The 13,678-nt window shown below is 30.6% G+C and carries 14 protein-coding genes and 1 other RNA gene; 4 read left to right on the forward strand and 11 right to left on the reverse strand.

Translation table 11 applies throughout. The features are described 5' to 3' along the window. Nucleotides 1-3: 3 nt before the first annotated feature. Together gcvP and AWN65_RS11115 are read left to right on the forward strand one after the other, a co-directional pair. Nucleotides 4-2,853, forward strand: a complete 2,850-nt coding sequence (gene gcvP / locus AWN65_RS11110) for an aminomethyl-transferring glycine dehydrogenase (RefSeq protein ID WP_060383221.1) — start codon at nucleotides 4-6, stop codon at nucleotides 2,851-2,853. Nucleotides 2,854-4,064: 1,211 nt separating this feature from the next. Then, nucleotides 4,065-5,123 (forward strand): 3-oxoacyl-ACP synthase III family protein, encoded by a 1,059-nt coding sequence (locus tag AWN65_RS11115; protein WP_060383222.1) that lies wholly within the window; start codon nucleotides 4,065-4,067, stop codon nucleotides 5,121-5,123. A 502-nt stretch (nucleotides 5,124-5,625) separates the two neighbouring features. On the opposite strand, the gene ssrA is transcribed toward AWN65_RS11115, so the two are convergent. After that, nucleotides 5,626-6,023: a transfer-messenger RNA gene (ssrA, locus tag AWN65_RS11120) on the reverse strand. A gap of 58 nt (nucleotides 6,024-6,081) precedes the next feature. Next, nucleotides 6,082-7,287, reverse strand: a complete 1,206-nt coding sequence (locus AWN65_RS11125) for a serine hydrolase domain-containing protein (protein ID WP_060383223.1) — start codon at nucleotides 7,285-7,287, stop codon at nucleotides 6,082-6,084. A 218-nt stretch (nucleotides 7,288-7,505) separates the two neighbouring features. Here AWN65_RS11125 and AWN65_RS11130 point away from each other — a divergent pair, with 218 nt between their 5' ends. Continuing rightward, nucleotides 7,506-8,711, forward strand: coding sequence for an NAD(P)-dependent oxidoreductase (locus tag AWN65_RS11130; RefSeq protein WP_060383224.1), 1,206 nt, complete (start codon nucleotides 7,506-7,508; stop codon nucleotides 8,709-8,711). 246 nt (nucleotides 8,712-8,957) lie between these two features. On the opposite strand, the gene AWN65_RS11135 is transcribed toward AWN65_RS11130, so the two are convergent. The 8 genes from AWN65_RS11135 to AWN65_RS11170 all read right to left on the reverse strand — a co-directional run bounded on the left by AWN65_RS11135 (nucleotide 8,958) and on the right by AWN65_RS11170 (nucleotide 12,769). Further along, entirely contained in the window at nucleotides 8,958-9,404 is a 447-nt protein-coding gene (locus AWN65_RS11135; RefSeq protein ID WP_060383889.1) for a KTSC domain-containing protein, read from the reverse strand. Between the two features lie 100 nt (nucleotides 9,405-9,504). After that, complete coding sequence (locus tag AWN65_RS11140) at nucleotides 9,505-9,759, reverse strand: GIY-YIG nuclease family protein (protein WP_060383225.1); 255 nt, start codon at nucleotides 9,757-9,759, stop codon at nucleotides 9,505-9,507. A 95-nt stretch (nucleotides 9,760-9,854) separates the two neighbouring features. Continuing rightward, nucleotides 9,855-10,109, reverse strand: coding sequence for a GIY-YIG nuclease family protein (locus AWN65_RS11145; RefSeq protein ID WP_060383226.1), 255 nt, complete (start codon nucleotides 10,107-10,109; stop codon nucleotides 9,855-9,857). A gap of 169 nt (nucleotides 10,110-10,278) precedes the next feature. Further along, complete coding sequence (locus AWN65_RS11150) at nucleotides 10,279-10,695, reverse strand: hypothetical protein (protein ID WP_060383227.1); 417 nt, start codon at nucleotides 10,693-10,695, stop codon at nucleotides 10,279-10,281. 54 nt (nucleotides 10,696-10,749) lie between these two features. Next, a complete protein-coding gene (locus AWN65_RS11155) occupies nucleotides 10,750-11,229 on the reverse strand; it encodes a hypothetical protein (RefSeq protein WP_060383228.1) in 480 nt (159 codons plus the stop codon). Further along, complete coding sequence (locus tag AWN65_RS11160; protein WP_060383229.1) at nucleotides 11,213-11,779, reverse strand: hypothetical protein; 567 nt, start codon at nucleotides 11,777-11,779, stop codon at nucleotides 11,213-11,215. The genes AWN65_RS11155 and AWN65_RS11160 overlap by 17 nt, the downstream gene beginning before the upstream one ends. A gap of 8 nt (nucleotides 11,780-11,787) precedes the next feature. Beyond that, nucleotides 11,788-12,207: a hypothetical protein gene (locus AWN65_RS11165; protein WP_060383230.1), complete on the reverse strand. Its 420-nt coding sequence runs from the start codon at nucleotides 12,205-12,207 to the stop codon at nucleotides 11,788-11,790. 37 nt (nucleotides 12,208-12,244) lie between these two features. After that, entirely contained in the window at nucleotides 12,245-12,769 is a 525-nt protein-coding gene (locus tag AWN65_RS11170; RefSeq protein WP_060383231.1) for a tetratricopeptide repeat protein, read from the reverse strand. 98 nt (nucleotides 12,770-12,867) lie between these two features. On the opposite strand from AWN65_RS11170, the gene AWN65_RS11175 reads away from it, so the two are divergent. Next, nucleotides 12,868-13,104, forward strand: a complete 237-nt coding sequence (locus tag AWN65_RS11175; RefSeq protein ID WP_060383232.1) for a helix-turn-helix domain-containing protein — start codon at nucleotides 12,868-12,870, stop codon at nucleotides 13,102-13,104. A 135-nt stretch (nucleotides 13,105-13,239) separates the two neighbouring features. Here the strand turns inward: AWN65_RS11175 and AWN65_RS11180 are convergent, their stop codons facing one another. Continuing rightward, nucleotides 13,240-13,674, reverse strand: a complete 435-nt coding sequence (locus AWN65_RS11180; protein WP_060383233.1) for a JAB domain-containing protein — start codon at nucleotides 13,672-13,674, stop codon at nucleotides 13,240-13,242. Nucleotides 13,675-13,678 lie beyond the last annotated feature (4 nt).

Consider the following 13,678-nt stretch of genomic DNA (forward strand, 5'->3'; position numbering starts at 1 on the left):
TGAATGAGAACAGATTCATTTGCTTTAAGACACATTGGTCCAAGAGAAGAAGACCTTCAACACATGTTTAAAACAATTGGTGTAGAAAACATTGACCAATTACTATACGAAACGTTTCCAGATGGAATTCGTTTAAAGGAGAACATTACATTAGACGATCCTATGACTGAATATGAGTACTTAGCTCATATCACACAGTTAGGCGGCAAAAACAAAGTTTTTAAATCATATCTTGGAATGGGATATCATCCTGCAATTGTTCCTCCTGTTATCCAAAGAAATATTTTTGAAAACCCAGGATGGTATACAGCTTATACTCCTTATCAAGCTGAAATTGCTCAAGGTCGTTTAGAGGCCTTATTAAATTTCCAAACTACTATCATAGAGTTAACTGGTATGGAAATTGCAAATGCCTCTTTATTAGACGAAGGAACTGCTGCGGCTGAAGCAATGACACTTCTTTTTGATGTTAGAACACGAGATCAAAAGAAAAACAATGTAAACAAATTTTTCGTTTCAGAAGAAATATTACCACAAACGCTATCTATTTTAGAAACCCGTGCAACTCCATTAAACATTGAGTTGGTAATTGGCAACCATGAAACGTTTGATTTTTCGACTGATATTTTTGGAGCTATATTACAATACCCTGGAAAATATGGTCAAGTATATGACTATAGCCAATTTATAACAAATGCGGCTGAAAATGATATTAAGGTAGCGGTAGCGGCTGATATTTTATCTTTAGCAAAATTAACCCCTCCTGGCGAACTAGGAGCAGCAGTTGTAGTAGGGACCACACAACGTTTTGGGATCCCAATGGGTTTTGGAGGTCCTCATGCGGGCTATTTTGCCACTAAAGAAGAGTACAAACGCTCGATGCCAGGTCGAATTATTGGCGTTTCTATAGATGCAAACGGAAACCGTGCCTTACGTATGGCATTAGGTACTCGCGAACAACATATTAAACGTGAAAAAGCCACTTCTAATATTTGTACAGCACAAGTATTATTAGCCGTTATGGCTGGTATGTACGCTGTTTATCATGGTCCAAAAGGATTACAGTATATTGCCAATAAAATACATGCTTCCGCAGTAACTACTTCAAAAGCATTAGCCTCTTTAGGAATTAATCAAGTAAATTCTTCTTTCTTTGATACACTTTTAGTAAAAGCAGATAGCCTTAAAGTAAAAGAAATTGCTGAAAAGAATGAATTCAACTTCTTTTATCCAAATGAAAACTGTGTTGCCATTTCTTTTAATGAAACCACTTCAATTGCAGATATTAACACCATTCTTTCCATCTTTGCCGAAGCAACTGGAAAATCAGCAATTCATGTTTCAGAACTAGCAACAGAAAATCATATTCCTTCCAACTTAATTAGAACCTCTACTTTCTTACAACATGATGTATTTAACAATCATCATTCTGAAAGTCAACTGATGCGTTATATTAAAAAACTAGAACGCAAAGATTTATCATTAAATCATTCTATGATTTCATTAGGTTCTTGTACTATGAAATTAAATGCTGCCGCTGAAATGCTTCCTCTTTCATTACCAAATTGGAATAACATTCACCCTTTTGCTCCAGCTAATCAAGTGCAAGGTTATCTAACGATGTTGAAAAAACTAGAAGAACAATTAAATACAGTAACTGGCTTTAAAGGTACTTCATTACAACCAAACTCAGGTGCTCAAGGTGAATACGCTGGTTTAATGGCTATTCGTGCTTATCATATTTCACGTAATGAAGGACATCGTAATGTCTGTCTTATTCCTTCTTCTGCTCATGGAACAAATCCAGCTTCAGCGGCTATGGCAGGAATGAAAATTATCGTTACTAAAACAACTCCTGAAGGAAATATAGATGTTGAAGATTTAAAAGCAAGAGCTATTGAACACAAAGATAATTTATCTTGTTTAATGGTAACTTACCCTTCTACGCATGGAGTTTATGAATCTACCATTATTGAAATTACAAACCTAATTCACGAAAATGGTGGTTTAGTTTATATGGACGGTGCTAACATGAATGCACAAGTAGGTTTAACAAATCCAGCTACCATTGGTGCTGATGTTTGTCACTTAAACCTACACAAAACATTTGCTATCCCACATGGTGGCGGTGGACCAGGTGTTGGACCAATTTGTGTAAACGAAAAACTAGTTAACTTCTTACCTACCAATCCTGTGATAGCAACTGGTGGTAAAGATGCTATTTCTGCTATTTCTGCAGCTCCTTTTGGATCCGCTTTGGTATGTTTAATATCTTATGGCTACATTTCTATGTTAGGGGCTGAAGGTTTAAAAGCTTCTACAGAACACGCTATTCTAAACGCAAACTATATGAAAGCGCGTTTAGAAGAACATTACCCTGTTTTATATTCAGGCGAAATGGGACGTGCAGCTCACGAAATGATTTTAGATTGTCGTGAATTCAAACAAAACGGGATTGAAGTAGGTGATATAGCCAAACGCTTGATGGATTATGGTTTCCACGCTCCTACAGTGTCTTTCCCTGTAGCTGGAACCTTAATGGTAGAACCTACTGAATCGGAAGATTTAGCAGAATTAGATCGTTTTTGTGAAGCCATGATTTCCATCAGAAAAGAAATTGCTGAGGCAACTATTGACAATCCTAACAATCCTTTAAAAAATGCACCGCATACCTTAAGTATGTTAACAGCTGATACTTGGGATTTACCTTATTCAAGAGAAAAAGCAGCATTCCCATTAGAGTATATTACCGAAAACAAATTCTGGCCTACAGTGCGTCGTGTAGATGATGCTTATGGAGACAGAAATTTAGTTTGTTCATGTGCACCTATTGAAGCGTATATAGAAAGCTAATATAAAAACCTTTTTATTATTTCGCATTATAATTTTAAAGAGGGTGTCCGAAAAGTCAAAACTCAACGTCTAGTTTCTCACTTTGACAATAGGAGAAACCAAATTATCAAGGTTATATGATTTTTTGATCGTTCAGTTCAGTCCGTTCGAAACCTCCCTTTGATCGAAATGGCAAGATTACAACCTTTTCGGACAGCCTCTCTTTTTATTATCAAACTAACAAAGACTCTTTAAATAACCTCACCATCCGTAAATATTCATAATTAAACCCAGATTACACATTAGAAATTTATTACAAATAAAAACAACTTTAAACTTAATAAACACTCTCTTTTTTACTCAATCATAACAAATCTATAACCAGGTTGAAAAATTACTGTGTATTTTTGCCTACTTACCTTTTTTTATCTTTATCACAAAGTTTAACACATAATTTACGATTATGCAAAGTTCAACTTTATCATTTTTAACAAGACTATTTTACTATTAAATCTTCTAAAATTCAACAAAAAAAGAAGAGTTATTCTATTATAAATAAAATACTACAACAAAAGAATCTATCGTTTTAAAAGGTACAAGAAATAATACCATTTAAACTTAAAATATACTGGATTAAAAAGTAAAATTCTCGATATGTTTTTTCCATTTTAAAACAACTCGAACAAACGATTGAGTATCTAATTGAAAACCATCGTTAGTTCGATCGCGAAGCGCATTGAGAACCAATACTAATTTTTATTGCTTTTGTAGGATAGTGCCTAAATCAACATGTAGTTTATCACTCTGACGTAAGGAGGAGTATCATAATCTACATTATGTAATTTCTCCCTTTGGTAGAAATAACAAGATTGCGAACTTTTTGGACAGTCTCAAGGTTAAAAAAATAGCATTATGAGGAAATTTCAAAGTTTAAATGGTATAAGTCAAAAATCAACAATGATATAAAAAACAACTTTTTAAAACAATATTCTCCTCATTCTATCCCTACTTTTACAACAAATTAGCATTATTACTTTTATCTATTTCTTAATTTTCTTTTTATTTTACTAAACATTCTCTAATCATTATCACAAATCAGCTCAGTAAAAAAAATTATATTAGTTTTAAATTAGTTTTTTTTAGATATTCCACAAAAAAAACTTTAAATTCAATTTATAGCTAATCCAAAGATTTGTTTAACTAAATTAGTAGTTTTCAAAACCCAATACAAAATGAGTATTAAGATAACTGGTTCAGGAAGCTATATCCCTACTGAAATTATAAGCAATTTAGATTTTGCCAAGCATGTTTTTTTAAATGACGATGGTACACCTTTTCCTCTACCCAATGAGACTATTACAGAAAAATTTCACGATATTACTGGAATTGAAGAACGTAGATACGTTACAAATGATTTATTAACTTCCGACATTGGCACCATAGCGGCTAGACAAGCAATAGAAGATGCAGCTATAGATCCAGAAACACTAGATTATATTATTTTTGCGCATAATTTTGGAAACGTAAAACATGCAGCTATACAAACGGACATTTTACCAAGTTTAGCAACTCGTGTAAAACATAATTTACGCATTAAAAATCCTAAATGTGTGGCTTACGATATGCTTTTTGGCTGTCCTGGCTGGATAGAAGGTGTCATTCAAGCAAAAGCTTTTATTCAGGCTGGAATGGCAAAAAAATGTTTGGTAATTGGAGCCGAAACCTTATCACGAGTTGTTGATTTACATGATCGTGACAGCATGATTTATTCTGATGGTGCTGGCGCTACCATTATTGAATCATCAAAAGATAAAGGCGGCATTCTAGCACATGAATCAGCAAGCTTTACTTACGATCAAGCATATTATTTATTTTTTGGGAATTCTTTTAATAAAGACCACGATCCTAATGTTCGTTACATTAAAATGTACGGGCGAAAAATTTATGAATTTGCCTTAAACAATGTTCCAAAAGCCATGAAGGAATGTTTAGACAAAAGCGGTATAAATATTAACGAAGTAAAAAAAGTGTTAATTCATCAAGCTAATGAAAAAATGGATGAAGCTATCATTCATCGCTTTTATAAATTATACAAACAAACTCCCCCAGCAGACATTATGCCTATGAGCATTCACAAATTAGGCAATTCTAGTGTAGCAACTGTTCCTACATTATTCGACTTAATTATTAAAGGAAAAATCAAAAATCAACAAATTAATAAAGGAGACGTAATCATTTTTGCATCGGTAGGTGCTGGAATGAACATTAATGCCTTTATATATAGGTATTAGACATATTTAAAAAGAGTCCCTCATTTCTAATTATAAAATACTCGTTTTTTAATAAAACCAACACACTATTGCAAATATTACTATTTCAAAAGAATCAGTTGAAATTTTAAATCTAAATTTAAGAGAAGAACAAATCATTTAAAAAATAGACGAACCACTTTTATAAAGCAAATAAAAAAGCCTCTCAAAAAATGAATCTTTAAGACGAATTTTATTTTTTGACCTAGGTATGTTAAAAGTTAAAACGGTCAAAATTTTAAGATTAAGCTATAACACAGTATCCCAAATACTAAACGACAAACAGGAAAAACATTATATAAACACTGATCATGTTCAAAAAGTAAAAGAGTACTGTAGAGAAGCTGCAAATAAGATGTAATTTTTAAATGCTAATTATATATTTTATCTATTATTTTTAAAAACACTTTTGTTTTTTTTTAAAATACATAAAATTAAATTATCAGCATAAGTTCAAAAAAAAAGCCTTGAAAAACAAGGCTTTTCGTGGAGTCGCCGAGAATCGAACTCGGGTCCAAACAAGCAATCAAAGAGCTTTCTACATGTTTAGTTTTCACTTAAATTTTCGACTAAAAGCAAGGTTGAAAACGACCACTCTTAGCTTAGCTTTATTCGTGTCAAAAAGGGTTTAAAGCTTTACCTTTTCTAGGTTTATTTTTACGGTTCTTCTTTTCCAACCGCCACAAACCAAGGCTTTTGAGAAGAATCTAGCTTTCCTACCTTGTAGGAACTAGGCAAATCGTACTATAATTCGGATTAAGCAGCTAAAGCGTAATTATTTTCGCCGTGTAATGTTCGTATAGCAGATATTTACGAGCCTACCATACTTGGCTCGACATGCTTACTAATCAATTCCACTCGCTGTCAAAACCAGTCGACCCCAATTAGTCCTGCAAAGGTAAGAACATTTTAGAAAATACAAAGTTGATTTTAAAATAAATTATTCTATTAACTCATCTCCTTTTTTGTGTATATGGAAAGGATAATCACCAAATAGTCCCGTTGCCAACTTCATATAATAAGCCTTACGTGTATACTTATTAGACAAAGCAATCAGGGTTACTTTTTCTTTTTTTAATGTGATATAAGCAGAAGTGTTTCCATGCCACCATCCATTATGATAAAACATTTGTTTACCATCTTTCCATTCTAAGAGTCTAATTCCTAGTCCATAATTTCTAATTCCTCTGGCTTCATAACTATATCCTTTATAGACCTCTGCCAGTAGTTTTTTGTTTAAAAAATCAGAGTTATATGTTGCTATATCAAACTTTAATAAATCACGAGGTGTTGAGTATATATTTTTATCACCATAAATATCATCTAAATGGTTTAAAGGGTATTTTATATAATTCCCTTTATAGGAACAACTAGCTGTGTCAGCATCTTTATTTAAATCAAAAACATAGGTATTTTTCATTCCTAATGGCTCAAAAATCATTTTATTCATAGCTGTGCGATAATCCATTTTAGATACCTTTTCTATAATCAATGCAAGTAATGCGTAATTGGTGTTACAGTAACTAAACCGAGCATTTGGTTTAAACTCCAAACCTATATTTCCGTTCTTAATAACGGATATTAAATCACTGTTATGCAATGTTTTTCCTCTTTCCCAGACCCCTTTATCTTCTATGAAGTAACTATAATTTCTCAAACCACTTCTGTGGTTTAACAGCATTCGAACTGTTATATCTTCGTATGGAAAACCATCTAAAATAGTATTTACTTTTTCATTGAGTTTTAACATATTAGAATCAATCAATAATAATACTGCTGTAGCTGTTAAAACTTTACTTACTGATGCTATATGAAGAGGGGTATCAACGGTTATGGGAAGTTTTTTTTCAAAATTACTCATACCACTATATTTTTCATATAAAATTTTTCCGTTTTTAGCTACTAATATACCTCCTGAAAAATCATTACTAAAAAATTCTTTATTGTACAGATAGTCCATACTATCTTGTACCATTTTAATTTCTTTTGAACCAACAATAGAAAAAACCCCTTGATAAGGCTTCATAGTATAAATTTTCCCTATTTTATATTCATCTTTGATTTTTGTTTTCTTTTTTTTATCAGTACAAGCAAAGAAAAAAAACGAAATCACTATACCATATATCAAAACTCTAACTAATCTCATAACTTTTTTTAAAAAACAACTCCCTTTTTAAAATTCATCGCTCATCTTAATTCTCTTCTATTAATCTTCTTCAAAGTGGGCGGCAAATATAACGAAACCTCTATACTTTTCATACAAACAACTCTTTTTTAAAATTGTATAATATCTTTTAAATGTTATATTTGCAACAAACTTAAACTCTTAAGTTATAAATCCATACTTTTAAACTACTAAAACAGATGAAATTTGGTATTATTAAAGAGAGAAAAAACCCACCTGATAGACGCGTTGTTTTTTCACCAGAAGAATTACTGAAAGTAAAAGAAATTTTTCCAGAAGCTAATTTTGAAGTTGAAACTTCTAATATTCGAATCTTCAAAGATGAGGAGTATAGTAATTTAGGCATTTCAGTAGATACAGACTTAACTGATTGTGATATTCTAATAGGAGTAAAAGAAGTACCTGTTGATGCCCTAATTCCTAACAAGACTTACTTCTTTTTTTCGCACACTATAAAGAAACAACCTTATAACCGTAAATTATTAGCAGCTTGTTTAGAAAAAAACATTCGATTAATAGACCATGAGACTATAGTAGACACAAATAACAAACGATTGATAGGCTTTGGACGCTATGCTGGTATAGTGGGAGCTTATAACGGTATTAGAGCATTTGGATTAAAATATGATTTGTATAATATTGCAAAAGCAGAAATACTAAAAGACCAACAGGATCTAATAGATAGACTAAAAAGAATCACACTCCCTCCAATTAAAATAGTACTAACAGGACATGGAAAAGTAGGTCTGGGAGCTAAAGAAATGTTAGATGCTATGAAAATGAAAAAAGTTAGTATCGAAGATTTTTTAAGCAAATCATACGATCGTCCTGTGTATACTCATATAGATTTAGAGGACTACAATATTCGAAAAGACGGAAAACCGTTTGATAAAAAAGACTTTTATACACATCCAGAGGAGTACACTTCTAACTTTGAGCGTTTTACTAAAGTAGCGGATGTTTTTATGGCGGGGCATTTTTACGGGAATAACGCTCCTTATATCCTTACAAAAGAAATGCTAGCCGCATCTGATAACAAAATAAAGGTAGTTGCAGATATATCTTGTGATGTAGAAGGCCCTGTGGCATGTACACTTAGAGCATCAACAATTGCAGAGCCTATTTATGGTTATCTACCAGGTGAACATCGTGAAATTCATTATGAAGATCCAAGAGCCATAGTTGTAATGGCTGTTGACAATCTCCCTTGTGAACTTCCTAAAGATGCAAGCGAAGGATTTGGAAAAACATTCTTAGAACACGTAATCCCTTCATTTTACAACAATGATGCTGATAAAATACTGGAAAGAGCCACTGTATGCCAAGACGGAAAACTTACACCTAAATTTGAATATCTTCAAAATTATGTAGAGGGAAAAGAATAATTTCAAATAAAATAGGCTATCTAGAACAAAATATTATCAGAATAAATATTTTTCAAGATATAAAAACCTAAAGAAGGTGTTCTAAGAGGATGTAATTTTGTCACATCATATTTACAAAGGAACACTGGAACGAAGTAGACAGTTAAGACCCAATCATACAGTAGTTACCCTCTCTCTTTTATGAAAAGAGAAGTGATAAACTAGACGCTAAATCACTACTTCTTAGAACACCTTCTTTTTTATTTTTTAATCTACTACTACTTCTCCTGATTTACGATAAATATATTCTCCATAAATATGTCTTTTGGCAAATCTATTAGGAGAATCTGCATTAATCATTTTAATATAAACATTTTTAGGCACTCCAATATATTCGTAGGTCATTCCATTATGATACGTTACAAATAACACTTGTTTTTCAAGATAAAAATCAACTATAGGAGAATTGACAATCATTTCTTGATACTCTGGAAGATTTTTATCTCTCGTTTCATTAGCAATACTCACTAAAAAATGATACGCGTTGATAATGTCTTTACTCTTTTCTTCCGCCAAAATACGCCCTGCTTCATCATTTGCAAATTTATCGGGATGGACTTCTTTCATCGCATTTCGATAAATTGTTTTCAACTCTTTTAGGGTTACATTTTTATCTACTTCCAACAATTTGCGATACTCTACTACTCTTTTCATATTTTTATAATAAAAAGCCATTCATTTCTAAATGCCTTACTTAGTAAAAAGAACAGGACTCGAACCTGTGTCCGCCGTGGCGGATATGAGCCCGACGATCTTATAGTTTTGAAATTATTTCTTTTATAAACTCTCTGCCTTTTCCTGATTTCAAAAGTTTCTCTCTTTTTAAAGCCTCAGATTTTGTTGTAAAAAAATCAACGTATATAACTTGCCAAGGCCTAAATTTGATTGTATAACCTTTTTTACTCAAGTAATTGTGAGATTTAAACCGTTCAATCAAATTTGAAGTAAAACCAACATAAGTTTTACCATACACTTCTGAGAATAATATGTAAACCACAAATTCTTCCATAACGCTATAAAAAAAGCTCCACATTTCTGTGAAGCTTAGTAGCGGGAACAGGACTCGAACCTGTGTCCGCCGTGGCGGATATGAGCCCAACGATCTTATAGTTTTGAAATTATTTCTTTTATAAACTCTCTGCCTTTTCCTGATTTCAAAAGTTTCTCTCTTTTTAAAGCCTCAGATTTTGTTGTAAAAAATTCAACGTAGATAACTTGCCAAGGCCTAAATCTGATTGTGTAACCTTTTTTACTCAAGTAATTGTGAGAATTAAACCGTTCAATCAAATTTGAAGTAAAACCAACATAAGTTTTACCATACACTTCTGAGAATAATATGTAAACCACAAATTCTTCCATAACGCTATAAAAAAAGCTCCACATTTCTGTGAAGCTTAGTAGCGGGAACAGGACTCGAACCTGTGACACTTCTTGCTTATTAACCAATACTTTACAGACTTCACAATTTTATGTATGCCTAAAAGTGTGCCTTAAACCTAATTTTCAACCCTGCTTAAACCTGAAAAAATCAAATTCTCTGCAAAAGTAGTAAATGTTTTTGGATAAATCTTGGTTTGCCATAAATAACAGTAATCTGTTTCTTTTTTGGGTTATAATTTGAGTAGTACATAATTCTCCAAACTTTAAATTTGAAACTGAATTTATCAACTTCAATCTGCTTGGATGCATTTTGTACCAGGAATTGATTAATAACAGCAATTTGATTTTCATCTGCTTTTTTGATTGTTATAATTACTGCTGTCAAATAATCTCCATTAAATATAAGTTCAGTTTGATGTGTAATAAAGTTCAGAAAATAATTAAGTTGTTTACCTATATATTTATAACTTTCATAACCACTTAATCTATCCTCTAAAGCATCTAATTCAAATTCCCAATTCTCATATTGTTTATCTATTTTGAAAGGTAAATTAAGTTGTTTCATTTAGTTCTTGGTATAAAAAAACCACCCTTAAAGAGTGGTTAATTTTTAATTTTGTTATTCTTCACTTCCTTCTTCTTCTTCTTCAAAATAAGAATTACTCTCATCTTCTTCACTTCCATAATAGTTTTCATTTCCATTGTCACCAACATATGAACTATTACTACATGAACCATCACTTAATATTCTAACTTCAAATTCTCTTCCTCTATCATCTTCAAATGAAGCTGTCCCATCAGAAATATCAGGTGGAGAGTAATGTGAACTATCTAACCAACCTCCATTATTCCATTCAATTTTTACTAATTCTCCACTTTCTACTTCTACTGTCAAAGTGTATGTAGATGATGTTCCAGTATCAGGATTATGATAATCTATTTCTGCACAATATTCACCATCTGGAAACTCTTCTTCATTATAACTTGTCTCATTATCTTCATACTCATAAAATCTACTTGAAGAATCTGTTTTTTTACAACTAATTAAAAATGTTGCAATGAATAGAATACATATTACTTTTTTAAATTGTTTTTTCATTTGTGTAATTATTAATCAATTGTGAAAGTTTAAAAATACCTGAAAAATATTTTGCTTCAATGTAAATTTCAAAATCAAAATCACTTCCTATATTTGGTTTTACTTTTTGCAATTCTCCTTTATCATCAATAATAAAAAAATCTGTATTTAAAAGTTGAAATCTTAAGTCATCAATATTTGACTTGTGAGTCATTACAGATTTTGTCCATTTATCAAATTCTATATCATTTTCAGATTGTGGAATATAGCTTTCAAATAATGATAAGTAGTCTTTATTGCACTTTGCTATTTCTATTGTATTTAAAAGCACTTCATAAAGTCTTTTAAATTTGAATGCCTCTGCATAAATTTTTTGAGGACAATTTAATTTATGAATCCAATGTAAATCATCATCACAAATATTACATTTATTGTTTGCTTGTATTTCACATATCAAATCATAATCCTCTTTCCATAAATCTAACAATACATAAATTGATTGTGCTGAAAATATTTCTCTTTCTTGGCACAGGTTTTTTAAATGTATCTGAAGTGGTAATTTTGGATTCATTTATTTGTTTAAAAATATAATAGCCCAATTATAAGTAAAGAAATTCCTAATATTAATGAAATGATAAAATCTTTTATGTGAATATTAAATTTCATATTTCCACCATACTTTATTGAAAAAATTTCTTCTGTTTTAGAACCAAATATTTTTGAATAAATTATAGCTAAAGAAACAGCAAAAAATTTTACAATAACAATTGTAATTAATACAATCCAGTACCAGCTTAAGTTTATTAAATTTAGCAATGTAATAATTAGTAAAATAACTGGAACATAAGCAAAATATAAATTATTCCCTATTTTAATAAGTAATTCATTTTTTGGCAAACTTCCTGTTTCAAATTTTTCAACTTTTTCAGTATGAAGTCCATAAGAACCAAAACTTACTAAAAAAAGTAAAGCTGATATTGTAAAAACTGTTGTTTCCATGGTACATTTAATTTTAATTTGAGTTCTTTTTTTATATTTATTTACAATAGTTTTCTTTAAACAATTCTATTTTTATTATTAAATTTTCATCATCAATGTCAATATTTGATAATTTTTTTATATCAATGCAAGCATCACTTAATTTATTCAATTTCACAAATGTTTCTGCCCTATAAAAAATAAAATTAGGCAAAGGAGAAATTTTAATGGCAGAATTTAAATCTATGATTGCATGTTCATATTCACCTAATCCACTCCATGCATAAGCTCTTGTGAAAAATGCATAAAAAGAAATTTCATCAATTTTCAAAGCTCTATTACAATCATTAATTGCACCATAAAAATCACCTAACTCATTTTTGACTGATGCTCTACTATAATAAATTGTTGCATCATTAGAATTTAATTCTATAGCTTTATTGTAATCTACTAAAGCTCCCTTAAAATCCCCATTTTTAGCCTTATACCATCCATGCCAAACATAATCACTTGACTTCTTTTGTGAGTATGAAAAGCAGATAACAAATAATAATAGAATTGTAATTTGATTTTTAAATTTCATAGTTATAGTAATTAGAATTTAACAAATATACATACTGTGTCAAAATTGATAACAATATTTTTATCAAATATGACAACTTTTGGTGTAAATAGCCAAAATTGAATAAGAAAGAATTTCAAATAGCATTAGGACAAAGAATCAGGGAATTGAGAGAGAAAAAAAATCTTTCTCAAACTGAACTTGGTCATAGATGTGAAATTGATAGGTCTAATATGAATAGAATTGAAGCTGGAAATACAAATCCTTCAAGTTATTTAGTATATAAAATAGCTCAAAAAATTGAAGTTGATTTATCTGAACTATATAACTTCAAACCAGGAATCCATAAGAAATAGCTATTAATTATAATCTACTTCCAATATCCTGGTATTAGTTTTACTTAAAAAAGGCTGTTTTTAAGTTAATTCACACTCTCAAAAAAATCACAGATTTTCCCAAACTTATATATATGCTTTAGGAAAAAGTGTGATTTATAAAATTCCATTTTGAGCAAAACTATAATAGTCCTGATTGCTAATTATTAAATGGTCAAGTAAATAGATTTCTAATAAGTCACAGGCTTTTTTTAGTTTGCTGGTTATTTTTTTATCTGCTTCACTTGGTTTCATATTTCCACTTGGATGATTATGTACCAGGATAATAGATGAAGCATTACACTTTAATGCAACACTCAAAATTATTCGTATATCTACTATACTGCCACTAATTCCACCTTTAGATAAATCATAAATTCCTAATACATAATTAGCTCTGTTGAATAGAATAATTTTACATTCTTCTTGAAATTCAATTACATCTGTATTCCATTTAGATAGGATAAAATTATAAACTTCATAACAGGTTGTAAGTTTGATTTTATCAGGCTTATTTGTAGAGTATGAAACTTTAATCTCTGCTATTTCCATAATA

This window comes from Flavobacterium covae, assembly GCF_001534645.1.
Taxonomy (GTDB): Bacteria; Bacteroidota; Bacteroidia; order Flavobacteriales; family Flavobacteriaceae; genus Flavobacterium; species Flavobacterium covae.

Coding starts and splice junctions, on each gene's coding strand:
- gcvP (WP_060383221.1), top strand. CDS start 4: ATGAGAACAGATTCATTTGCTTTAAGACACATTGGTCCAAGAGAAGAA.
- AWN65_RS11115 (WP_060383222.1), top strand. CDS start 4,065: ATGAGTATTAAGATAACTGGTTCAGGAAGCTATATCCCTACTGAAATT.
- AWN65_RS11125 (WP_060383223.1), bottom strand. CDS start 7,287: ATGAGATTAGTTAGAGTTTTGATATATGGTATAGTGATTTCGTTTTTT.
- AWN65_RS11130 (WP_060383224.1), top strand. CDS start 7,506: ATGAAATTTGGTATTATTAAAGAGAGAAAAAACCCACCTGATAGACGC.
- AWN65_RS11135 (WP_060383889.1), bottom strand. CDS start 9,404: ATGAAAAGAGTAGTAGAGTATCGCAAATTGTTGGAAGTAGATAAAAAT.
- AWN65_RS11140 (WP_060383225.1), bottom strand. CDS start 9,759: ATGGAAGAATTTGTGGTTTACATATTATTCTCAGAAGTGTATGGTAAA.
- AWN65_RS11145 (WP_060383226.1), bottom strand. CDS start 10,109: ATGGAAGAATTTGTGGTTTACATATTATTCTCAGAAGTGTATGGTAAA.
- AWN65_RS11150 (WP_060383227.1), bottom strand. CDS start 10,695: ATGAAACAACTTAATTTACCTTTCAAAATAGATAAACAATATGAGAAT.
- AWN65_RS11155 (WP_060383228.1), bottom strand. CDS start 11,229: ATGAAAAAACAATTTAAAAAAGTAATATGTATTCTATTCATTGCAACA.
- AWN65_RS11160 (WP_060383229.1), bottom strand. CDS start 11,779: ATGAATCCAAAATTACCACTTCAGATACATTTAAAAAACCTGTGCCAA.
- AWN65_RS11165 (WP_060383230.1), bottom strand. CDS start 12,207: ATGGAAACAACAGTTTTTACAATATCAGCTTTACTTTTTTTAGTAAGT.
- AWN65_RS11170 (WP_060383231.1), bottom strand. CDS start 12,769: ATGAAATTTAAAAATCAAATTACAATTCTATTATTATTTGTTATCTGC.
- AWN65_RS11180 (WP_060383233.1), bottom strand. CDS start 13,674: ATGGAAATAGCAGAGATTAAAGTTTCATACTCTACAAATAAGCCTGAT.